The following is a 21,886-nucleotide window of genomic DNA, read 5'->3' as shown; positions in this document are numbered from 1 at the left end:
TCTCGTCTTATCAAATAGATAGAACCCGACCTAAACAGTCGGGTTTTGACGTTTGCATTTCTTGTCAACACCTGGTCAACGTTTGAAGAGTCCCCCCCCTGCACGGGGCCATGTTCGCGGCCACAGCCCTCACAGCGCCACCTCGTAATGCGTGCTGCGCCCGCCGCCTTCGCCCTTCCGAAAAAGACCCGCGTCGATCAGCGCCGCGATGTCGCGGTTGGCGGTGTCTTGCGAGCATTTGGCAATCGCTGCCCACTTTGACGAGGTCATCTTTCCCTCGAACCCGTCCAGCAAGCGGTTCAGCACCTTGATTTGGCGTTCGTTCAACGCCAGCGACCCGGCCCGTTCCCAGAACTGAGCCTTTGCGATCACGGCCGCCAGGACACCCTCCGCGCCATGAATCGCGCGTCCGAGGCATTCGAGAAACCAAAGGATCCATGCGGTGACGTCAGTTCCGCCCTTCTGTGTCCGCTCCAGCTGATCATAGTAGGCAGCCCGTTCCGCCCTGATCTGCGCTGACATACTGTAGAAACGCTGCGGGCTTTTCTCCGACCGGGCGAGCGCCAGATCGGCGATAGCGCGAGCGATGCGGCCGTTGCCATCCTCGAATGGGTGGATCGTTACAAACCACAGATGCGCGAGCGCAGCCTTGATTACCGGATCGGTGGAGGTCGGCGCGTTGAACCAGGCAAGGAAGGCGCCCATCTCGGCCGCGACCCGCGTCGACGGTGGCGCCGAATAGTGCACCTGCTCCCGGCCGTAGGGCCCCGACACAACCTGCATTGGGCCGGTGCTGTCGTCACGCCAGTTCCCGACGATGATTCTTGTCATGCCGCTGCGCCCAGTGGGGAACAGGGCTGCATGCCACCCGAACAGGCGCTCGGTGGTCAGGGGGGAGGCATAGTTCCGCGTCGCGTCCAGCATCACCTCGACGATGCCTTCCACGTTGCGGTCGGTCGGGGGCAGGGCGCCGATGTCAATGCCAAGGCGACGGGCAAGCGATGACCGCACCTGCGTGGCGTCCAGTTGCTCGCCCTCGATCTCGCTCGTCTTGACGACGTCCTGCGTCAGAGTCTGCAGCACGGCCTCTTCGCGCAGCCTGAAGCCCAGTGCTTCCATGCGGCCGATGAGCCGTCCCTGGTCATGGCGCACCTCCGCCAGCCGTGCGGCAATGGTCGCGTCCTTCCACGTTAGTTTCTGCCAGTCCGGTTGCTCCCAGATGTACATCACAATCTCCGCATCATGCGCGGCGATTGTGGGGGGCATTCGCCGCAAGCGCAAGTAAAAGCGCCGCAAGAGCTGCGGAGATTAATGCCACTATTCTCCGCACGCGGCAGAGCGTGCGGATGGAGTTCGCTCGAGGCGCCGTTCGCCGAGCCAAGAAACCGCACCCTAAGTCGCCGATCAATGTTGCAGTCAGCCCTGGTCGCAGCACAAGCTGACCGGACGCGATCAAGAGGCCCAGTTCATTGATTCGACTACAACAACGCCCTTTGCTCGGATTTCTGGCTGATCCATTCGGCAAGTCCGCTCGCGCCATGGAGATCGACGGGGAGCACCTGCGGATCATGCGCCGTGGCCGGATTGCGTCCATTTCGCTGCAGTCGCTGGCGAGTCCTCCTTCCATCCGGAAGGGGATGCTTGGAACCGCCCTTACCATCACCTCGGACGTCCACAACGACGTCACCCTGAAGGGCGCAAGCCACCTTGATGCCCGGGCATTCTCGAAGGAACTGAAGGAGGCATGGGTCCGGTTCAACTTGTTGGCCCTTGAAAAGGAAGCCGCGCGCCTGGAAAGGGTCCTTGCAGCGGTGAGGGCGCTCGAAGGGCCGACCAGCTATCCGGCTGCTTGCAAGGTGTCACCGCTGCTTGATGATGCACGCGCCCTTGATACGTCGCTGCTATCGAAGTTGCAGTCGGAGGCCATCGGCCCCGAGGCGACGGCGCGTATTGCGGTGGTCCGGAAGTTCGCAGGCGACCCTCGGACGGCACGGGCCAATGGCATCTCCGCTTTTGTCACGGCAGAACTGGATCGCTGGAAGGATTTCTTCGACACGATCGAAAGCAAGCCGCTGACACCGGAGCAACGGCTTTCCATCGTCGTGGACGAGGACGCAACGCTGGTTCTTGCCGGGGCAGGATCAGGCAAGACCAGCGTGATCACCGCCAAAGCGGCCTATCTGGTCAAGGCGGGCATCCGGCGGCCGGAAGAAATCCTGTTGCTGGCATTTGCCAAAAACGCCGCGGCAGAGATGTCGGAGCGGGTCGAGGCGCGCTCCGGAGTGCCAATCGTGGCCCGAACGTTCCACGCGATTGCCTATGACATCATCGGCATTGTCGAAGGGTCGAAGCCCGCTTTGGCTGACCATGCCACCGATGACCTGGCCTTCACCAATCTGATCAAGCAGATCCTGAAAGACCTGGTGCGATCCCAGTCGGCCGTGTCCAAGGCGATCATCCAGTGGTTCGCGCATTTTCTGGTCGAGCCGAAAACCGAATGGGACTTCAACACCAAGCACGAGTTCTACACCCACATGGAAAGCCAGGACCTGCGCACGCTGCAGGGCGAAAAGGTCAAGAGCTACGAAGAGCTGCAGATCGCCAACTGGCTTTATGAAAACGGCGTCGAATACGAGTACGAACCCGTCTACGAGCACAAGATCCCGGAAACCGGCCGACGGGACTATCAGCCCGATTTCCGCCTGACCGAAAGCGGCATCTACATCGAGCACTTCGGGGTGCGCCGCCAGAAAATGTCCAATGGCAGCGAACGGCTGGTCACCGCACCTTTTGTCGACCGCGACAAATATCTGGCTGGCATGGTATGGAAGCGGCAGGTCCACGCCGAACATGAGACAATCCTTATCGAGACCTACAGCTACGAACGACAGGAAGGGCGACTGTTGACCGGCCTCGCCGAAAAACTGGCGCCGCATGTCACCCTGAAACCGCGCCCGCTCGACACGATCTATGACCGGATCGTCGAGCTGAAGCAGGTGGATGAGTTCTCGAAGCTGCTCGGAACCTTCCTGCGCAAGTTCAAGAGTGGGGGCTACAGTCTTCAGGACTGCGAGGCCAAATCCGTGCGGATGAAGCAGGGACAGCGGGCCCGCGCGTTTCTCGACGTGTTTGCGCCGGTCTTCGAAGAATACCAGAGGCGGCTCGACGGACGGATCGACTTCGAAGACATGATCTTGCGCGCCGCGCACTATGCCGAGACCGGCCGCTATGTCAGCCCGTTTCGCCATATTCTGGTCGACGAATTCCAGGACATCTCGCAAAGCAGGGCCCGGCTGGTGAAGGCGCTGAAGGCCCAGCATCCGGATGTGCGCGTCTTTGCTGTTGGCGATGACTGGCAGTCGATCTTCCGCTTTGCCGGTTCCGACATCCATCTGATGCGCCATTTCGGGCGCGAGTTCGGTGGCAGCTTCGATGGCGAGGCAGGGTTGCACAGAACCGTCGATCTCGGTCGCACCTTTCGTTCCGTCGACCAGATTGCCTTTGCAGCCAGAACCTTCGTCCTTCGGAACCCGGCGCAGATCCAGAAGCGGATTGTCCCAGCCGGAACAGCAACAGAACCGGCGATCAGGATCGTAACGGTGTCGAGGAACGAGGATGAACGAAAACTGTCTGACGTCCTCTCTGCGCTTGCCACAGGCCCGAACCCGGAGGCAAAGCCCGCAACTGTTCTGCTGCTTGGCCGATATCGCTTTCTTGAACCGGACATGCAGGGACTTCGACGTTGCTTCTCCCAACTTCGCATCACCTTTAAAACCATCCACGCCTCGAAAGGCCTGGAAGCGGACCATGTGATCCTCCTGAATGCCGACAGCGGTCGCACAGGTTTCCCCTCGGAGATCGTCGATGATCTCCTTCTATCGCTGGTCTCGCCGGAGGAAGAGGCATACCAGAATGCCGAAGAGCGGCGTGTCATGTATGTCGCGATGACCCGGGCCCGACACACAATGACGATCCTTGCATCAAATGCGCGGCCGTCGGCCTTTGTCACCGAGCTGAAGAACGACCCTGCCTATGGCATCGTGGCGGCACCTGGCGCGGAACAAGAGGCCCATGTTTGCGGTGAATGCGGCGGGCGGTTGCTGGGCGTCACCGGGCAGGATGGTCGTATCTGGTATCGTTGCGAGCATGTCCAGCACTGTGCAAACCTGCTACCTGCATGCCCGTCCTGCGCCACCGCCCTGCCACGTCGCGCGGATGGAACGATGGAAACGCGATGTACCTGCGGCGCCAGCTATCCGACCTGTCCGGAATGTGAAGATGGCTGGCTGGTCGAACGCAGTGGTACTTATGGGCGGTTCCTCGGCTGTGTCCGCTATCCAACCTGTGTTGGTAAAGCGAAGATTTCGGCGGCCGAACGGCCCGTCGCCAGGAGGCCCAGGCGCCGAACCAGGAATTGATGCAGGGTGGACAATTGTGCCAAAAATTGTGTTGGCCAAACGCGGCATTGAGATGTCAATATTTGAGACCGGCTATCACCGGCAGTTCCTCGAAACTGCTCTGTTGCACAAATCAGTTGATGGACGTGGTTCCCCTTTCCCAGGAAAGAGTTATGACACGGCTTCGGTGACGGGTATGCCAAGCGCTGTAAAGCCGTTGAGTACGGCGACACGGACCTGGAACTCCGCGACCTGATGGTCGCAAACCGGACTCGGCGTTTTTGGCCTCGACTCCGAGTTATCTTACCAGCAGTGCCTTCAACGCTGCCACCGTCAGCCACGGCGCCTTTGCGTGCACCATCCTATGGCAATTTGCACATAACAGAACGAGGTCTGAGACCTTCGTCTTTTCGCCAATTGTTAGTGAGCTTACAGGCTTGGTGTGGTGGCATTCGATGAAGCCCTCGCCTCTCTGCCCATATTTGGCACCGAAGTCGAAGTCACAGGCCTCGCAGCACAATCGCCCCTGCTTCTTTGCGTAGCTTTCCTTCTTGCGCTTTACCAATAGCCGATTCCTCTCCCTAAAGCGGTGAAGCCTGGTGACGAGACGCCCTTCCTCGGCCTCGGCTATTTCGGGCTCCTCGGGGCCGAACAGTGCTTCTCGCAAATCCTCATCTGGGGCATCGATGCGCTGTTTGATCGAATCCGCAATTCGCTTTAGGTCTGCCTGATCATGGGCGAACCGGTCCCAGAGTTCCTTCTCCAATCGGTTTCCGCGCTGAAGCCCAACCTGTCCTCGCAAGGTGTATTCGGGATCGTGTGCTCTGAAGTTCAGCAGCTTCATCGAGACGCCATTTGCGTTCCGAAGAGTTTCCGAGGTGCCGTGGCCAAGCAGTTGCGCCAACGCGTTAATCTGCTGGGAGAGCGAAGTGACGCCAGGCGAACTGTCGTCGTGAGACTCGCCGGGGTGCTGAAGGTAGTAGTCGAGTGCGAGGATCAACTCGTCTCGCGTCCAGTTCGGATTGCGCTCCTTCCTCAGCTCAGCAGGGTTGTCGGCGAAAACCTCAAAGCCGAGCCTGTCCAGGGGTCTCTGAACCTGAGCTTGGCCTCCTGAGAAATCCGAGAACGCGAGTGGGCCAAGATCCGGTCGAGCGTAACCATGGGCGACACCGGCGATTGCTTTTGAATCGTACTGCTTGCCGTTCACGACGATGTAGTATGACTTGGCAGTGCCAAAGCCATATTTCGACAGAAACTGGTCGCGGCCAAGACGGTCGAATTCCGCCACTGCCTGCAGAACAGAATCTCGCGTGAGGTCCTTCAAAGGCATAGATCAAACAACAGCGCAGCATTCCTGGAGAAGCAAGTAGAAAAGCGATGGCAATGCGCGTTGTTTTGACAGGACGCCGACCGTGCGCGTCGATTTTCGATCGAATGTCGGTAACTGTCCGCGTCAGGTGCCACGCTGCAGTCAGTCAGCTTTCCGCCCATTGCGTCGGTCGCCGACAAGATGACGGCAGCCTGTGCGACAGTAACGCCCCTGTATGTCACGGACCCTATCGCCTCGACCTTGAAGTCGCGGCTAAACTGCCGCCACGGCATAACCATAATAAAGTTTCTTGGTCACGATCTTATCTTCGTGTCCGCTAAACTGGCTGCAGCCCACGATCGCTTCTGATCGCTTGAAACCTACGGGCTGCAGCCTTGCCTTGCCCGTCCCGTCAGCCGACCACCAGATCCTCGGCCTTGCGCCCTGCTGCGATCGCCTCAGTAAACCAGAGCGGCCGCCGCCCACGCCCGGACCAGGTGACGCTGGGGTTTTCCGGATGCTGGTACTTTGCCGCGGCGGGTTTGCGGGTTGCTTTGACCTCGACACCTGCGAGATCGGAAAGACTGAAGCCCAATTCCCGCGCATGGGCTTCCAGTTTCGCCCGAGCTTCAGCCTTTTGCCGGTCCTCGAAACCGGAAATCGCCTTGGCGACATCCTTCTGCAATTGCTTCAGGTCCTTGAGCGACAGTGCGTTGATGTTGAAGTCAGACATTTGGGCCCCTTATCCAAAAAGTTCTGCCGGGGAATAATCGTCACAACGTGATTTTGCAACGCCCAGCCTTAAAAATAGTGGTGCGGCGGCAATTGAATCTTCCGACCAACTGCCGCCGCGTTGAATGGCATTTCACGACTCTGCCAGAAATGCCCCTAGATTTGCAATGGTTCCGGAAGCGCCATCACCAGCAAATGCCAGATACCTACGGCACCTGCAGCCCGGAACACTCCCGTGCCTGATCCCGCAGTACCGCATAATCCGCCAGCCATCCGCCGATCACGGCGCCGTCCGGCAGTGCCCCGACTTCCTCTGCCGCCCGCGCCTGCTCTGCTCGGCTGTATTCCACGACCGGCGGACAGACCCCGGCGCCCGGATCAGAACCGCCCGTCGCGCATCCGCTGAGCCAGAGCATCAGCATCGCGAGGACGGCGGCTGGCGGCCTCGAGCATCTGGCGTTGCGCGGCATGGGCATTCTCCTTGGTTTGCAGACGTTCCGCCAGCCGCCCGGCACGTTCTCCGGCGCGGCGCAGGTTCAGCAGGAACAGGACGAGGGTGAGGGCCGCAGCGGCATAGATCGCCGCAGCCCGTGCCCAGCGGCTGGTGGTGAGGGCAGACAGGATCCAGCCCATCAGCGCTGCCCCCGCTTCCAGTCATCGACGCGCGCGTGGATGGCCACGGCAATGCCGAGCAGGGCCACGGCGATGAGCACCCAACGCAGAGTGTCGAGATAGGGCACCAGCGGCAGGATGGCGGATTGGGTCTCGCCCAGAACCTGCTGGGCCACCTCGACACCGGCGGCGCCGACGGTGGCGAGCCCCGCGGCACCACCGCCCTTCAGGGTGCGGCTCTCGGCCAGCACCTCGCGGGCGGGCGGCAGTTCCGCGGCGAAGGCTGTCGCCCGCACCGGGAAGGGCTCACCCCAGGACCGGGCCGGGCCGAGGTCGATGTGCAGGAAGCCCGAACGCGGATAAGTGCCAAAACCAAGGAAACCGACAGCTCGGGCAGCGGCGGCAAATTGCGCCGGATCGTGGTTCGCCATCGAGATGTCGAAGGCGGTGCCCAGCATGTGCTTGGAGGCCGGGGCGCCACCGACCGCCTTGTTGTGGGCCGGGCTGCGATAGGCCGAGAGCACGATCAGCGGCTTGCCGAGACGGTTGCGCAGGGTCTGCAGCTTGTCGAGAGCCTCGGTATTGATCATCAGCGCGCCAGTACCGCGGCAGGCGATCTCGGCGGGGGAGAAGCTGGGCCAGCGCCAGTCAGCCTCGGGGACATCGCGGAAATGCTTGAAGGTGGTGGTGGTCATGGTCGTCTCCTGACAAAAGACCCGCCTTGCAGCGGGCGGGGGTAAAGGGTTTGGTTGGTGGGGTCGTGATCGGCGCCGGGGCCGCGAAGCCCGGGCCGCGTATCTCTGGTCCCGAAGCCCTGGCCGGATGCGTTCGGCCGGATCTGGGCGGCGCATTGCCTGCCGCCGGTCTGGTCACGACGTTTGCGGACAATCTGAACCGTGGCCGGGCACGCGCACCGTCTGATCGGGCTCGGTTTGCTGCCCGATCCGAACCGGGCCGGGCATTTCCGGACCGCCCGTTCAGCCGCGTGCAGTCACGGCCCGCCGCTGAACACCTTCAGCTTGATCGCGATCCCGGCGAGCAGGGCGAGCATGATGGAGGTGGTGAACATGCGCACAGCGGTCTGCACGGCGGTGCGGCGGGCAAAGCGCAGCACCTCGAGCAGCGAACGCAGATCGCGGATGTCGAGGGCGGCTTCGGCGCCGTCCAGCCCGACATCGGCCAGCGCGCGACGTGCGCCTTCCTCGGCGGCGCGGATCAGGATGGCTTCGAACTCGGCATCGGGCATGCGCACGAAGCCCTGACGGGATTGCGAGGGGGTCATGCCGAGACAATCCCGACTTCCGCGGGCAGCGTCGCACTGGTCCAGGGCAGGCCGGTGGCGGGATTGACGCCCCAGCTGGCATAGAGCGCGGTCGGCAGATCGGGCGAGGGCGTGCCGGGGGCGGCATCATGGTCAGCCCCGGCGATGCGCAGAAAGCCTGCCATGGCGGCGGGTCCGGCACTGCCCGCCTGGGCGATCTGCTTGAGATGCACACCCGCCACCGACGTGACCCCGGCGGGGCCGGTGGGGCCGGTCAGCGAGAAGGAAAGCCGCTGGCCTGCGATGTCGCTGGCCACCCGGGTGGAGGGATCATCATCCTTCAGCGCCTCGATGCCGCCCGGCATCTGGTTGTAGGCGCCGATCAGGTCGGGGCGACGGCGCACGAAGCGCCGTCCGATGGTGGAGACCCCGTCGAGGACGGCAATATGGGCATAGTAGCAGGGGGCGACAGTGTAATATTCGTGCAGGGCGGAATTGCGCCAGATGCACTGGACCGGGCGGCCCTTGCCTGCGGTGTTGGCGGCGGTGGCGGTGCTCTGCAGCACGCCATCGACATGGAACTGGATGGTGATGCTGGCGCCGACCGAGACCCGCACATCGATCCAGTAGGGCTGGCCGATGGCGGCGATGAAGGTGGAGGCGCCTTCGACCGCGGCGTCGCCATTGGCCTGGGCGTGGTATTTGTCATCATCCTTGCGGGTGCGGATTTGCGCCACCAGCCGGGCCGCGGCGTCGTAGAACTCCAGAAACATCCCGTCGACGCCGATCAGATGGGCGCTCTGGTTCGGTGCGACATAGCGGAACCCGAGCCAGAGATCGGCGGTGGGCAGCCGCCAGGCCGCGGCGAAGGCCATGGCGGCATTCGGGAGGGTGGAGATCTTGATGCAATTGACGTCAAGCGTGGGGTCAAAGCCCGCGGCATCGGTGCTGATGCGGCCGCTGGCACCGGAGAGATCGCTGGTCTGATGGCCGAGATGGAGGATGTAACTCATGGCAGAACCTCGATGTAGATGGAAACCTGACTGCTGGTCGGGCGAGACGCACCGCCGCGTTCGATGAAGAGATCGGCCCGGCCGCAACTGATCGCAGCGGCACTCATCGCACCGGCGCTCGCACCACGGCTGATCCAGAGCTCGGCGCGGGCCGCACTGATGGTCGCGGCGCCCGCACCGAACTCGGCCCAGAGCCCGGCTTCGGCGATCTTGATGCCGTCGGGCACGAAGAGCCGGATCGCGCGGGCGGTCCAGGGCTGGTAGGTGACCGAACCGGTGCTGCGCTCGGCCTGCAGCCGCAGCTCGAAATGTCTTGTGCCCGGCGGGGCGGTGGCAAGCGGAATGGCGTCCTTGCCCAGCGTGAAGCTGTTGGCGCTGCCCGCCAGGAGCCGGGCCACCACGGGCTCCAGAACCGCACCGCTCACCGGATCGACCCAGCGCAGCTCGAGAACATAGCTCACCCCGGGTTCCGGGCCGATGTCGCCTGCATCATAGGCGTCAAACACGGAGCTGGTTTGCAGCAGCCGGTCGCGATGCGCCCAGGTCAGCAGCACCGGGCCGAGGTTCAGAAGGTTCGGGTTGACGGTGCTGGTGCCATTGGCCCGCAGATTGCCCGGCGGCAGCGGCCGGATGGCGCGGCTGGCAAGGGTGATCTGATCGGCCGGGGCTTGCGCCAGCGGCAGGGTGCCAAAGCCGGTCTCCGGCAGCATCTTCACCGCCACGGCCTCGCTGGCAGCAAAGCGCGGTTCGCTGGCATTGCCAAGCTGCTGCCAGCAAAGCAGGGCAGTGCCCGCGGCATGGGACATTGGCACGGTGTCGAGACAGCCGCGCCCGATGGTGAGGCTGGTGGCAGAGACGCCATCGATGCGGACCAGCTCCGGACCAAGGGATGCGAGCGTGCCGATCGCCACATCGCCAAGCCCGCTCCAGCCCCCGACAGAGATCGTGTCCTCGGCCGGATCATCACTGATGGCGGCGGTCAGATGTGCTGCGGGCACGAAGGCCACCGCCTGTTCCAGCCCGAAACCCGCCCCGCTGTCGGCCCAGACCTGCACCGAGAGCGCGTCGGGCGAGGGTCGTTCGCCCGCGGCGATGATGGCGCCGCAGCCCGGGTCTTCGGCCAGCAGCGCGTCGGCCTGGGCATGGCCCTGTTCCTGCACCAGGAGCCAGTAGGGCGCCTCCTCGACCCAGCGGCGGGTGAGCGGCCGCGGCGGCAGGATCAGGGCAGTACTGGCGCCGCTCTCGCCGCCGACAATGGCGGTGCGGCCGAGAGCAAAGACATCCTCGGCGATCTTGATGCGGATGCCGTTGTTGCGGCCGTCGCCATGGCTGATCTCGGCGATGCGCACCACCAGCCCGTCGAGGCCGCGGCGCGGGTTGAAGAGGCGGATGACATCGCCGGGCTCGAGACCTGCGCCGATGCGGCTGACGGTGATCTCGCCGGTGAGCAGCGGCGCCGAGAGGCCGCGCAGATCGCGTTCGGCGGCGCGCACCGCCAGCGCCTCGAAGCGGATGCCGGGATAATCGACAGTGGCGCTGATCACCTGGCCCAACTGCTGCACCAGCGCCGTGTCGGTGACGCTGACCGATCCGGTCTGGTCGGTGCGGATGTCGGAGAACTTCACGGTGACGCTGTTCACGAGATCGGCGGTCTCGCGGCGGCCGAGCTCGCCCCAATCCACCACAGAGCTGTCGTCAAACACCGGCAGGGTGGCTGCATCATAATCGGCACGGATCAGCCGCAGTTCCCAGCGGCCGCTGCGGCGGTCGACGAAGAGATGGGCGTCGATGTGTTTGAGCACATCGGCGATGAACTCCTCGATGGTGCCGTCCTGCTGCCAGAGCAACGACAGACCGAAGCCTTCGGCAAAGAGCGCGTCCGCCGCCGCGGTGAAGCTGGGGCCGATGTCGGCTGCGGCATGGCCCAGACCCCAATCGGCATTGGTCAGGCATTCGCGGATGATATGGGCGGGGTTCATGTCGGGGCCGCGGCCGAAGCCTGCGCGCAGCGAGGCCACCAGGGCTTCGGGATCATCGGGCGGCACCACCGGCACGCCATCTACGGGCGTGTTGTCGAGCTCGGCGGTGGCGCTGGTGTCGGCAAGCGCGATGTTGAAGGCAAAGACATCGACGCCCGTGATCGCCGCCAGCGTGGCCTTGGCGGTCTGCAGCGTGGCGGCGGGGCTGGGGGCGCCGTCGGTCACGAAGATCAGGATGCGGTGTTTGGCAGCGGCGCCACTGAAGAAGGCGGATGCAAGACTGAGAGCGGCGCCATAGTCGGTGCCGCCTTCGGTGAGCGGCGAGAGGGCTTCGACCCATGCGGTCAACTCGCCGTAGGCCGCGGCATCGGCGTTGCGGCGCAGCACCGTGCCGGTGACGGCTGCATTGTAGGTCACGATCTGCAGATCATTCGGGCCAGCACCTGCATCCGGGGCGGCGTTGGCGCTGATCTCGCGGATCAGCCGGGCGACGGCGGCGATCTGGGCGGCCATCCGGCTGCCCGACATCGAGCCCGAGGCATCCATGGCGATATAGACCGCGGCATCGTCGATCCGGGCTTCGGGCACGATCTGCGCCTTGGCCGGATACCATTGCGGGGCGCCGTCGGCGGCCTGCAGCACCCGGGTCAGCCGCACCGACCAGGGTTTGAGATAGGGGTTCAGCCCCATGTAGACCTGGCGCAGCACCAGGCTGCAGAGACCGCGGTAGCCCGGCACATCCGAGCGCGCCCGGGCGGCCAGATAATCGTTCTGGCCCTGGGCGGGCTCGCCCATCAGCACGTCGATATCGCCGACAATGCCGCCCTCGCGGGTCTCGCCGCCAAAGAGCTCCGGGGCGTTGATGCGGATGCGGCCACCCGCGGCGCCCTGGCTGAGACTGGGCAGGCTGGCGGCCTCGGTGACGGTGGCGGATTGGGCGGCAAAGGCGGTGCTGGCCGGTTCGACCAGCCAGGTGGTGATGCCGGTCGACTTGGCATGGCTCACCGCCTGCAGGGTGACGGTGCGGCGGCTGCCGTCGCTGGCCAGGCGCAGATCGTAGCTGGCCCCCAGCCGGATGCCCGGCAGCATGCCCGCAAAGCGCAGGGTGGCCACACTTGCCCCGCCGGTTCCGGCCTCGGCCGAGACCCCGGTCAGGCTGCCATAGCTCGCCTGGGCGCCCGCGCCGGATCCGGCGGCGCTGCTGCTCTGGGCGGTGCCGATCGACCAGGCGGTGCGGTCATCAACCCGGATCTCGCGGATGGCATCGACCGGGCCGTGGCAGAGCGCCAGATGCACGCCCAGCGAATAGCGGTAGCCGACGGTCTGGGACTTGGCGCTACCCATCGCGGCCGACCCGGTTGCGGGCGGCTTCGATCACCCGCAGTGCCAGCGCATCACCGGAGGCTGCGAGAATCTCGGCGTCAATGCCGTGGATCTGGAATTGCTGCCAGTCCAGCCCCTGGCGGCGGAACCACGGCCGGGCGCCCTGAAAACAGAGCCGGGCCGCGCGCAGATCCTGCAGGGTGACGATCAGGGGCTCTGGCAGGGGTGCCGACAGAAGTTCGACCGGTTGGACGGGCAAGGACGCTGCGGGTTTGGCAATCGGGGCCGCGCCGGATTGGTCGGCCATCGGCGCCCCGGTTTGGGTGGGCAGATTTGCGGCGGGTTCGGCGGAGGGCGCTGCTGCGGCTTCATTGGATTCAGTCACTTCTTGCCGCCTTTCTTGCGGATCGGGTCGACCCTGAGATCCCCGGCCCAGACCACATTGGGGCCGCGCAGCAGCACGGTGCCGAACACCACCGGGATCGGGCGGCCTTCCTCGGCGGTGGGCAGGTCGAACTCGTCGAGCCCGGCGGCCTTGGGGGTCTCGGACTTCGGATGCGGCGAGAGCGCATAGGAGATCGCGGTCAGCGCCAGGCTGACGACGATCTGGATCAGGAAATTCCAGACCATGGCGGATGTCCTTGAGGGAGGGCCTTGGGGTTGGCCCCGAGGGAGGGCTTTTGGGAAGGCCTGAGGGTGGGCCTTGCGAGTGGGCCTTGCGTGATGCCCGTCAGACGATGCTGGTGCCGCCGAACGGGTTGCGGCCGGGGATGTCGGGGAAGCCGCCGAAGTTCAGCAGATTGCCGAACTTGGCCTTGCAGGTGGAGCTGCGCAGATCGCAGCCCGGCGCCATCTCGATCAGCGCCAGAGTGTCGGGTGCCGCGATCGCCGCATCGATCGCCGCCTCCAGTTCCGGCATCCGGCCCGCCAGCGTCAGGCTGGCGCCGCTATGACCGATGATGAAGCCGAAGGCCCCGGCATGGCGCAGCACGCCGCCGCGGAACCAGCCATCGGGCAGCAGGGCGGCCTCGGCCACGGTGATCTGGTTGCCCGCCCGGGCGCTGGCGTTGCCACCGACGAAGTAGGTCTCGATGTCGAGGCGGCAGCCGCGGGAATAGAGCGGGTGGCGGCAAAGCCGCTGGTATTTGGCCCGCACACCCGCCCGGCGCATCGCGGTGAAGAGCGATTCGCAGCGCAGGGTGATGCGCGGGCCTTCGGTGCGGGCCGAGACCACCCGGCCCTTCCAATGCGCCACCACCTCGGCGGGCAGCTGTTCATGCCCACGAAATATCGTCAGGCTGGTGACCGGGCCACTGCGCGGGCCGAGATAGCGCCGGGCGAAGGGGTCGGACAGCGGCAAGGTGACGGAAAGATCGACCCGGCGCGGATCGCTGCTCTGGACGATGGCGCCATGCGAGATCGCCGCGGCGGCCCAGTTCAGATCCACCCCCTCCGCCGGAAACGCTGCCGCGGGGGAGAGCCAGTCGGCCGCCCGGCTGGTGAAGCGCCAGAGCCGCTCGCCTTCGGCAAAGAGGTAGAGGAAATACGGGCGGCCCTCGGCGGTGGAGGTCTCGGCCAGATCGTAACTCATGCGGGCACAGAGATCAGGGCCAGACTGAACTCGGTCCGGCTGGCAAAGTGCTCGAACTCGATCCGGTCGGTATCAAGCCGCATCCGGGTCAGAAGATGCACCGGCGTGGCGGCGGCAATCGTGATGCCCGGGGCGGCAATGCTCAGGCGGGCGCCCAGTGCGTGGTAGCTGGCGGCGGTGATGGCACGGCAGATCGGGCCGCTGGTCCGTTCGAACATCACCTGACGGCCGGGCCAGAGGGTGAGATCCTCCAGCGGCGCCACGATCATCGATGTGGCGTTGGCCGGGACTGCCGCCTGCAGTCTCAGCTCCCGGCCCCAGCTTGGCAGCCAGAAGGCACCCTGGCGACCGCGCAGCCGGTGCAGCCAGCGCCGCCGCGACCAGATGGCGCTGCGGCCGCGGTCGATCAGGGTCAGGCTGCAGCGCTCCTGCGGATAGTTCAACAGCGGCTCGGCCACCAGCGGGCCGAAGCCGTTGTCGATGATCTCGAGGCTTTGGGCCAGGCTGGCGGCCAGCGGCTGGCGCAGCACTGCCGGATCGGTCAGCACCGCTAGGCCAAGGTGGCTGGTGGCGGCCGGATCGGCGCTGGTGCCGAGATCAGCGCCATCCCGCAGCGCGAAACTCGCGGTGACGCTGCCGAGGCTCTGGCGGCGGCGCTCGATGCTGACCGGGGCAGTCAGGAAGGCCCGGCGCGCCGGGGCAACCAGCGGCCGGGTCAGCGCGGCGCCGACCGGTGATGAGAGTTCCAGTCGGTCGGGCCACACCGCCGCCACCGCAACCCGCAACGCCTCGCCGCCATCGAGGGCGACGATGGCCTCCCCCGGTGCGCGGTAATCGGCGGCGGCAGTGTCGAGGAAGATCACGCTGTCATCGGCGGCAAGATCGGTCGCGGCCCGCCCGGCCTGGTGCCAGAGCGGCAGCAGTCCGTCGCCAAGATACCCGGCGCGGGCGAGGGCTGCGGCGCGGGCAAGGCCGCCTGCATCCAGCAGATGCGTGTAGGTCAGGCTCTCGCGCGGGGCCGCGCGCAGGGCAAGCCGCTGTTCGGCGGCAGCGCAGGCCAGCACATCGGTTTGCCATTCCAGCACCTCGCTGACCGGCTGGCGCACAGGGAAGGGCCAGAGCGGCAGGTCGGGGTCAGACATTGAGGCCTCCCCGGTTGCGCCGGATCACGTTGACGATCAGCCGCTCACCCGCGGGGGTGGCGAGATAATCGCCGACGATCGAGGGGTCGAGCACATTGATGATGTGGGTGGCCGGGGCCGGGGCGGCGGCGGCGCCGCTGGTCTCGACCCCGAGACGGCCCCCGGCGCCACGGCGCAGCGGCAGGATGGCTTCGGGACCGGCCTCGCCCATCAGCCCGATGCCGCGGGCAAAGGGAAACACCGTCGGGCGGGTGACAATGCTGCCGCCACCGCCAAACGTGCCGCCGCCTCCGAATGTGCCGCCCCCGAATGTGCCGCCTTGGGCGAAGGCGGTCAGCGCGCCGCCGGTCCCGAACACCCCGCCCTTGGCAAAGCCGCCGCCGAACAGCCGACCAATCGCCCCGGTCAGCCAGCCGAAGATGCCGCCGCCGCCCCCGGCGCCGCCGCCGGAGAAAGCGCGGAACAGCGCGTCCTCGATCGGCTTGAAGGCCTGATCAATCAGCCGGTTGGCCAGATTGCGGGCAATGCCGGAGATCGCCGAAGCGAAAGTCTGCCAGCTGAGCTCGCCCGACTTCAGCGCCTCCTTCAGCGGCCCGGTGATGTCTTCACTGAGCCCGCGCGCCACCTCTTTGGTGCGTTCGATCGCGGCCTTGGCTGCGTCCCAGGCCGCCCCGGCACCGCTGGCGGCCGATTGCAGCGCGCCTCCGGCCCGGCCCGCGGCGGCGGCGGTCTCGTCCAGCGCCGCCGCCGGACCGCTGCTGCCGTCCTCGCCGAGGGCTGCGTCAAACCGCGCCGCCGCGGCACTGGCGCCGTCGAGGGCTGCTCCGGCCCCGGCACCGCTGGCGGTCATCGCGGCCTTCAGGGCGGCAAGGGCGGGCAGCGGCTGGCGCGCGCCCTCCGACAGTGTGGCAGCCGCGCGGCGCCAGCCTTCGGCCGCGGCTTCCGCCTCGGTTGCGCTGGCGGTGAGGCCGAGATCGGGTATTGCCAAGGGGTTGTCGGCGAAGGCCGCGGCAAAGGCATCCTGGGCGGCGGTGGCGGCCTGGCTCGCGGCCCCGGCAAAGCGGTTCTCGATCTCGCCGAGATCAAGATCGCCCAGAAGGGTGATGCGGCGTTCCGAGCCCAGCGCTTCCAGCCCGGAATTGACCCCGGCGATGAAGCCGTTGATCCGCGCCACCACGCCATTGAGCATGCTCTCAACGCCGTCGATCAGGCTGTTGGCCGCCTGGAACGCCAGATCGCCGATCGCGGCGGGCAACAGCCCCCAGACCGCCTTGATCGCCTCGAACGCGCCCTCGAAGCTGTTGACGGCGGTGTTGGCAAAACCGACCACCGCCGCGATGGCGCCCTGCATCGCCGTGGCGACCGCCGCCTGGATCCCGGCGAAGGCCGCGAAGGCGCTGGCGGCAGCGGCCGACGCCCCGAGCCCGATGCGGTTCCAGACCTGCGTGGCGAGATCGCCCAGGAGTGCCATCGCTGCGCCAAAGCCGCCTGCCCCGGCGGCGAGGCGGCCAAACTGGTAGACCAGCTCACCGGCACCGACGATCAGCGCGCCGATGCCGGTGCGGATCAGCGCACCGCGCAGGATGACCAGGGCGGTGGCAAGGCCACTGACCGACAGCGCCGCCGCCGCCAGACCCGCCACCCAGCGCCCGGCCAGCAGGGTAGCAAAGGTTGCGGCATAGGTGGTCAGCCGCCCGATGTTGGCGAAGAGGGCGTTGATCGCAGCCCCCAAGGGACCGGTGCCGCGCGCCATGGCGGCCAGCGCATTGGCGACGGTCTCGAGTGCCGGGGCCACGGCGGCGGTCAGCCGGTTGGTCAGGCCAAGCCAGATCAGGCTGAGCCGGGCGATGGCATCGCCGCTGCGTTCGATCTGCGCGGCATCCGTAGCACTCACAGCCACCCCGAAGTCCCGCACGTCCTTGGCAGCCTCGCGCAAGGTGGCGGGGTCAATGCGCAGAAACGCCAGCGCCGCCTTGTCGCCGAAAAGATCGGAGGCCACCGCGGCGCGTTCGGCCTCGGGCACCAACCGGGTCAGCGCCTCCTGGATCGCCACGATGCGCTGATCGAGCGGCAAGGCTTGCAATGCGGTGGCACTCAGCTGCAGCCGCTCCAGTGCCCCCACGGCCGTGCCCGACCCCGCCGCCGCCTCCGAAAGCCGGGTGGTCAGCTTCTTTGTCGCCTGTTCGATCTCGCCCAGCGACACCCCCGCCAGTTCCCCGGCCCAGGTCAGAACCTGCAAGCTCTCGACCGTGGTCCGGAGCGAGGCCGCCATGTCGACCTGGGCGCTGATGGTCTCGATGCCTGAGCGGATCATCGCCACACCCGCCGCGGCCGCCGCCACCGTCACCGCCGCCAGCGCAATCCCGGCCTTGCGGGCAAAGCTGCCCAGCCGTGCATTGGCCAGCTCCATCTCGGTGGACAACCGGCCAAAGCCGCGCGCGCCCGCTTGCCCTACGCCTTCCAGTTCGGCGCGCACCTGGCGGCCGCCGACCGCCACCAGGCGGACCGAGACGCGTTTCTCTGTCATGGGTCAGGCTCCTTGCAACGGCGGGTCATCTGTCTTACGTTCGTCTGATCGATCAAAAGGTGGTATGAGCATGTCCGAGACCGCGATCCTGTCCTCGAAGTTCCAGATCTCGATCCCCAAGGCGATCCGGCGGGCGCAGTCCTGGGAGGCCGGGCTGACCTTTGCCTTCATTCCCAAGGGCACCGGTGTGCTGCTGGTGCCGGTCCCCAAGCGCGAGGCCTTGCAGGGTCTGGCGCGTGGTGCCGCACCCTCCGATTACCGTGACCGGGCGGACCGGTTCTGAGGGTCCTTGTTGACACCTCGGCCTGGATCGAATGGCTGACCGGTTCCGCCACCGGCCTCGCCGTGGCGCCGCATCTGCCCGAGCAGGCCGACTGGCTGGTCCCCACCATGGTGCAGCTCGAGCTCGCGAAATGGCTGACCCGCGAGGTGGGCGAGGACAAGGCCGATCAGGTCATCGCCTTCACCCAGGTCTGCGAAGTCATCCCCCTCGATACCGAAACCGCCCTTGCCGCCGCCGAAGCCTGCCGCGCCCACAAGCTCGCCACCGCCGATGCCATCATCTACGCCACCGCCCGCGCGCATGGAGCGATGCTGCTGACTTGCGATCAGCATTTTGCCGGGCTGCAGGGCGTGACCGTCGTGGCGAAGGTCAGCGGGTGAGGGTTGGGTCGTCTGCGGCGGCGATGGTGAAGACGGCTGCGAGGTGGGCGTTCGGCTTGCGCGATCCCGGCCTTGCGGACATGACTGCGAATGCAAACCTGACGGTCTCCGAGACCGAGGCCGTCAGATCATTGGGCGAATGGCTGTCGGCAAGCGACAGGAGGACGAGATGAGCGACGCGTTCAAGAGCATCGAACTGGGTCTGAAGGAGGCACTGTCGCACGCCAGCGGCGTAGCCATGGGCAATGTCCATCTGATCGAGCTGCCGGAACCCGACGTGCAGGCGATCCGGGCCTGCACCGGCCTGTCGCAGGCCGACTTTGCCCGCAGCATCGGCGTCAAGAAAGGCACACTGCTGAACTGGGAGCAGCGCCGCCGCAGCCCGGACGGACCTGCCCGGGTGCTGCTGGCGCTGATCGCCAGGGATCCGCAGATCGTCCAGCGCATGCTGGCGGGCTGAAGCGTCAGATATAGTCCTGCGCTTCTGCCAGATGCTCGTTCAGCTTGCGCACCATCACCGCCTCGATCGCGGGCAGCAGTTCGGCGGTGACCAGCGGGTCGATGCCCAGCGCCCCTGCCAGCGCCAATGCCGCCCCCATGTCCCAGCCGATCACCGCCCCCGGCAGAATCCGCAGCTGGCCACCAAGGCGGCCGACCAGATCCCAGATCTGCCAACCCTCCGGCGTCTGCGGCCGGTTCAGCCGTGCCGGGCAGTCCGGGCAGGGCCCCGCGCAGGCTTCGCAGTAGCGCCCGCCGCCGCCGAAGGACCAGTCGGCGAGGGCGGTGAGGCGTTTTTTTCTGCGTCCAGCAGCAGGCCGCGGGCGACATAGCGGATCTGGAACGCCTCGAACACCGGCCAGACCTCGAGAAGGGCGTCGATGCCGTCCGGCGTGACGGGCAGGCTCTGGCCCAGCGCATCACCAACCCCCTTCCAATCGAGCACGGCGCGGCGGGCGACCGCCTTGGCCATGGCCAGCGCCAGGGCTTCGGTGCTGGCCGTGCCCGCCAGAGCCTCGACGGCGGCGTCGGCACGGGCCGAGACCATCAGCGCGGTGGTCAGCGGTGCCACCAGCAGCCGCAGGTCGGGCGCCAGGGCCAGCCATTCAGGGCTGGCGGTCAGGTTCAGGCGGATCATGAATAGGTTCCGATGCTGTTGATCAGGGTTGCGGTGCACATCCGGCCAAGGGCGCTGTCGCGCGCCGCCTGCCACTCGAAACTCGCCTGCACGCCCTGTGGCCCGGCAATCTCGATGCGCGGGCGCGGCAGATAGACGGCATGCGCCACGAAAGAGAAGCCCTCGCCCGAGGGCAGGACATAGGCGAATTCCAGCGCGCAGGGATCGCCGTTGATCGCCTGGGCGACCAGCGTGCTGTCGGCAAAGCGCACCTCGATCTTGCCGGTCAGTGCGGCGATCGAGGGATCCGCCCCGTCGATCCGGCCGTCGCTGCGGATGGTCTCGATCCGGTCGAGGTTGTTGGCATAGGTGATCTCGGCCGAGACCACATTGCCCAGCGCCGCCCCGTTCCGGCTGATCTCGCCGTTGAAATGACCAAACCGCTGCAGCGCCAGGTCCCCGGGCACACCCGCGCCGGTGATCGCGGTGATGGTCTCGCCCTGCGCCACCAGACGCGCGGTGGCGGTCAAGAGGCCTGACCGCTGCACCTGCCAGCTGATCTGATCCAGCATGCAGCCCGAATACATCGCATAGCGCGGCACCTCCGGCATGCCGGTCTCGATCGACATGCTGGGCAGCACCCAGCTGCCGGAATGGAACGTGTGGGTGTAGGGGCCTGCCCCCGAGCTGACCGGATCGCCGAACGCCGCCTTCAGCCAGAACCCGAAGGCCTCGGCGTCGATCGGCACCACCACATCGCCGTCCGCCGTCACCGCGTCCTTGATCGGCGCCAGCGGATCGCGGCCATAGCCAAGCAGCTCGCTGTCCAGCAGCGGCTGTTCCGATCCCAGCGAGGTGCTGGCAAACGGCATCCTGGTGAAGCCGTTCCCCGGCGGGCTGCCGTAAACCGTCTCGAACGCAAGCGCCATCTGCGCCCGCGCGCCTTGCGCACGTGCCATTGGGTGTTTCTCCTTTCCTAGAGAGTCTGTATTTCGGCCGGGCAAGAGGTTTCGAACTTTGAAATCTCATCAGCCTCTTGGGACGGGGCGCCTTTGGGAAATCGCCATGATCGAAGCCGTCTTTTCCATCGTTTACATGCTGGCAATCATCGTGTTCATGCTGGCAATCCTGTATTTCACGCTCTGGCTGTTCATCATGCTTCCCGCAGGCATGGCGACGGACCGTGGCCGCAGTGCATTTGGATGGGTGCTGCTGAGCCTGATGCTTTCGCCAATCCTGGCCTGCCTTCTGCTCTGGTTGCTTGGGGACAACCCGAACAGTCAGGAGTGAAATCCGCAGAACAGGCTCCCCGTAAGCCTCAGCGGGCAGCATTGTCCGGCATCAAAGCAGGGGGTTAGTTGTGGTGTAGTGCAGCACGACGGTGATCACCGCCGCCTTCAAGGTAGATGCGCCCTCGATGGGAAGATCGACAGAAGAAGGGGCTTCCGGTTCGATCCAGTCGCAGAGGTCGCCGAGTGTCCGGTCGGCTTCCAGCGCGGCGCCGATGGCAGAGATCAAGGTGTCGAAGGCGCTGGCCCGGCCAGTTCCCGTCTGGACGACGACCTCCAGCTCGGCTCGGTGCTGGTAGTGATAGCGCAGTGGTGACAGCGTCACCTCCGGCTCGCCCGGTTGGCCGTCGCGCAGGATGATCAGGCCAGCGGATGGGATGCGTTCTGGCAGAACCTCGTCGCGCAGGAAGAGGGCGGCAAGGGGTTGCAACCGGGTGTGAAGCGCGGCGAGGACGGTTTCGCGGGTGGTTGGCAATTTATCCAGTTTCGGCGAACGCAAATCAAATCTAGTATGGATAGTGCAAATGAGCTCTCGCGTGCCAATGTGAGGCATGCGCTCTAGTTTCTTCCGCGAGGGAGATTCCGTCTAAGACTTGCTGTTCGATGCACCAACTCGTAAGCGAAACGCTCTATGTCTTGACACCGCTCTGGTTCAGGGTCTCGGGCGATAACACCGAAATCACCCTCCGAACACGATTCATGAAATCTTCGCAACACTTCTTGAGCCGAGCGACACTCATCACTATGAGACTTGAAGAGCTCATCAATCATTGCGGCCAAAAAGCTGAGACGCCCAGTGATTGATGCTGTTAATCTTTTCTGTCCTTCGGCCCCGCCAGAGGAACTCCAGTAGGTACATGCCAAATCGCGGATCTCAAAAGCAACCTGCTCAATTCGTTCTAAGTCCGAGTTGCGGCGCGCTTCGATAGTAGTC

At 65.7% G+C, this 21,886-nt stretch carries 22 protein-coding genes; 5 read left to right on the top strand and 17 right to left on the bottom strand.

Annotation, left to right across the window (positions count from 1 at the left end; genetic code table 11):
* Window positions 1-129: 129 nt before the first annotated feature.
* Window positions 130-1,227 (bottom strand): Fic family protein, encoded by a 1,098-nt coding sequence (locus tag RSW2DRAFT_RS15175; RefSeq protein WP_008032515.1) that lies wholly within the window; start codon window positions 1,225-1,227, stop codon window positions 130-132.
* Window positions 1,228-1,538: 311 nt separating this feature from the next.
* Here RSW2DRAFT_RS15175 and RSW2DRAFT_RS15170 point away from each other — a divergent pair, with 311 nt between their 5' ends.
* The gene (locus RSW2DRAFT_RS15170; protein ID WP_008032513.1) at window positions 1,539-4,418 is read left to right on the top strand and encodes a UvrD-helicase domain-containing protein; all 2,880 of its coding nucleotides are present in this window, start codon (window positions 1,539-1,541) and stop codon (window positions 4,416-4,418) included.
* Between the two features lie 277 nt (window positions 4,419-4,695).
* On the opposite strand, the gene RSW2DRAFT_RS18590 is transcribed toward RSW2DRAFT_RS15170, so the two are convergent.
* From RSW2DRAFT_RS18590 to RSW2DRAFT_RS15110, 12 genes are all read right to left on the bottom strand, one after another.
* Window positions 4,696-5,721, bottom strand: a complete 1,026-nt coding sequence (locus RSW2DRAFT_RS18590) for an HNH endonuclease (RefSeq protein WP_232209699.1) — start codon at window positions 5,719-5,721, stop codon at window positions 4,696-4,698.
* Window positions 5,722-6,118: 397 nt separating this feature from the next.
* Complete coding sequence (locus tag RSW2DRAFT_RS15160; RefSeq protein WP_008032510.1) at window positions 6,119-6,439, bottom strand: H-NS histone family protein; 321 nt, start codon at window positions 6,437-6,439, stop codon at window positions 6,119-6,121.
* A 377-nt stretch (window positions 6,440-6,816) separates the two neighbouring features.
* The gene (locus RSW2DRAFT_RS15155; protein WP_008032506.1) at window positions 6,817-7,071 is read right to left on the bottom strand and encodes a hypothetical protein; all 255 of its coding nucleotides are present in this window, start codon (window positions 7,069-7,071) and stop codon (window positions 6,817-6,819) included.
* Window positions 7,071-7,745, bottom strand: a complete 675-nt coding sequence (locus tag RSW2DRAFT_RS15150; protein ID WP_008032503.1) for a YcbK family protein — start codon at window positions 7,743-7,745, stop codon at window positions 7,071-7,073. The genes RSW2DRAFT_RS15155 and RSW2DRAFT_RS15150 overlap by 1 nt, the downstream gene beginning before the upstream one ends.
* A 296-nt stretch (window positions 7,746-8,041) precedes the next feature.
* Window positions 8,042-8,332, bottom strand: a complete 291-nt coding sequence (locus tag RSW2DRAFT_RS15145) for a DUF6127 family protein (RefSeq protein WP_008032500.1) — start codon at window positions 8,330-8,332, stop codon at window positions 8,042-8,044.
* Window positions 8,329-9,324: a hypothetical protein gene (locus RSW2DRAFT_RS15140; protein ID WP_008032499.1), complete on the bottom strand. Its 996-nt coding sequence runs from the start codon at window positions 9,322-9,324 to the stop codon at window positions 8,329-8,331. The genes RSW2DRAFT_RS15145 and RSW2DRAFT_RS15140 overlap by 4 nt, the downstream gene beginning before the upstream one ends.
* Complete coding sequence (locus RSW2DRAFT_RS15135; RefSeq protein WP_008032498.1) at window positions 9,321-12,647, bottom strand: phage tail protein; 3,327 nt, start codon at window positions 12,645-12,647, stop codon at window positions 9,321-9,323. The genes RSW2DRAFT_RS15140 and RSW2DRAFT_RS15135 overlap by 4 nt, the downstream gene beginning before the upstream one ends.
* The gene (locus RSW2DRAFT_RS15130; RefSeq protein WP_232209698.1) at window positions 12,640-12,933 is read right to left on the bottom strand and encodes a hypothetical protein; all 294 of its coding nucleotides are present in this window, start codon (window positions 12,931-12,933) and stop codon (window positions 12,640-12,642) included. The genes RSW2DRAFT_RS15135 and RSW2DRAFT_RS15130 overlap by 8 nt, the downstream gene beginning before the upstream one ends.
* A gap of 74 nt (window positions 12,934-13,007) precedes the next feature.
* Window positions 13,008-13,256, bottom strand: coding sequence for a hypothetical protein (locus tag RSW2DRAFT_RS15125; protein WP_008032495.1), 249 nt, complete (start codon window positions 13,254-13,256; stop codon window positions 13,008-13,010).
* Window positions 13,257-13,356: 100 nt separating this feature from the next.
* On the bottom strand, window positions 13,357-14,217 hold the full coding sequence (locus tag RSW2DRAFT_RS15120; RefSeq protein ID WP_008032493.1) for a phage BR0599 family protein: 861 nt from the start codon (window positions 14,215-14,217) through the stop codon (window positions 13,357-13,359).
* The gene (locus RSW2DRAFT_RS15115; protein WP_008032492.1) at window positions 14,214-15,359 is read right to left on the bottom strand and encodes a hypothetical protein; all 1,146 of its coding nucleotides are present in this window, start codon (window positions 15,357-15,359) and stop codon (window positions 14,214-14,216) included. Before RSW2DRAFT_RS15115 ends, RSW2DRAFT_RS15120 begins: the two co-directional genes overlap by 4 nt.
* Window positions 15,352-17,886, bottom strand: coding sequence for a phage tail tape measure protein (locus tag RSW2DRAFT_RS15110; protein ID WP_008032490.1), 2,535 nt, complete (start codon window positions 17,884-17,886; stop codon window positions 15,352-15,354). Before RSW2DRAFT_RS15110 ends, RSW2DRAFT_RS15115 begins: the two co-directional genes overlap by 8 nt.
* 70 nt (window positions 17,887-17,956) lie before the next feature.
* Between RSW2DRAFT_RS15110 and RSW2DRAFT_RS15105 the strand changes: the two genes are divergently transcribed.
* The 3 genes from RSW2DRAFT_RS15105 to RSW2DRAFT_RS15095 all read left to right on the top strand — a co-directional run bounded on the left by RSW2DRAFT_RS15105 (window position 17,957) and on the right by RSW2DRAFT_RS15095 (window position 19,009).
* The gene (locus RSW2DRAFT_RS15105) at window positions 17,957-18,169 is read left to right on the top strand and encodes an AbrB/MazE/SpoVT family DNA-binding domain-containing protein (RefSeq protein ID WP_008032487.1); all 213 of its coding nucleotides are present in this window, start codon (window positions 17,957-17,959) and stop codon (window positions 18,167-18,169) included.
* The gene (locus tag RSW2DRAFT_RS15100; protein ID WP_040672390.1) at window positions 18,166-18,549 is read left to right on the top strand and encodes a type II toxin-antitoxin system VapC family toxin; all 384 of its coding nucleotides are present in this window, start codon (window positions 18,166-18,168) and stop codon (window positions 18,547-18,549) included. Before RSW2DRAFT_RS15105 ends, RSW2DRAFT_RS15100 begins: the two co-directional genes overlap by 4 nt.
* A 169-nt stretch (window positions 18,550-18,718) precedes the next feature.
* On the top strand, window positions 18,719-19,009 hold the full coding sequence (locus RSW2DRAFT_RS15095; protein WP_008032483.1) for a helix-turn-helix domain-containing protein: 291 nt from the start codon (window positions 18,719-18,721) through the stop codon (window positions 19,007-19,009).
* Window positions 19,010-19,013: 4 nt separating this feature from the next.
* On the opposite strand, the gene RSW2DRAFT_RS18585 is transcribed toward RSW2DRAFT_RS15095, so the two are convergent.
* The 3 genes from RSW2DRAFT_RS18585 to RSW2DRAFT_RS15085 form a co-directional block, all read right to left on the bottom strand.
* A complete protein-coding gene (locus tag RSW2DRAFT_RS18585) occupies window positions 19,014-19,163 on the bottom strand; it encodes a DUF7697 family protein (RefSeq protein WP_232209697.1) in 150 nt (49 codons plus the stop codon).
* Window positions 19,164-19,246: 83 nt separating this feature from the next.
* Window positions 19,247-19,684, bottom strand: a complete 438-nt coding sequence (locus tag RSW2DRAFT_RS15090; protein ID WP_008032480.1) for a hypothetical protein — start codon at window positions 19,682-19,684, stop codon at window positions 19,247-19,249.
* Window positions 19,681-20,622: a phage tail tube protein gene (locus tag RSW2DRAFT_RS15085; protein ID WP_008032478.1), complete on the bottom strand. Its 942-nt coding sequence runs from the start codon at window positions 20,620-20,622 to the stop codon at window positions 19,681-19,683. Before RSW2DRAFT_RS15085 ends, RSW2DRAFT_RS15090 begins: the two co-directional genes overlap by 4 nt.
* Before the next feature lie 106 nt (window positions 20,623-20,728).
* Here RSW2DRAFT_RS15085 and RSW2DRAFT_RS15080 point away from each other — a divergent pair, with 106 nt between their 5' ends.
* Complete coding sequence (locus tag RSW2DRAFT_RS15080) at window positions 20,729-20,953, top strand: hypothetical protein (RefSeq protein ID WP_008032475.1); 225 nt, start codon at window positions 20,729-20,731, stop codon at window positions 20,951-20,953.
* 51 nt (window positions 20,954-21,004) lie between these two features.
* Here the strand turns inward: RSW2DRAFT_RS15080 and RSW2DRAFT_RS15075 are convergent, their stop codons facing one another.
* On the bottom strand, window positions 21,005-21,427 hold the full coding sequence (locus RSW2DRAFT_RS15075; protein WP_040672389.1) for a hypothetical protein: 423 nt from the start codon (window positions 21,425-21,427) through the stop codon (window positions 21,005-21,007).
* Window positions 21,428-21,886 lie beyond the last annotated feature (459 nt).

Source organism: Rhodobacter ferrooxidans, from assembly GCF_000176015.1.
GTDB classification, from domain to species: domain Bacteria; phylum Pseudomonadota; class Alphaproteobacteria; order Rhodobacterales; family Rhodobacteraceae; genus Pseudorhodobacter_B; species Pseudorhodobacter_B ferrooxidans.
The sequence above is the reverse complement of the archived record's forward strand: the minus strand, read 5'-3'. Positions and strand labels throughout refer to the sequence as shown.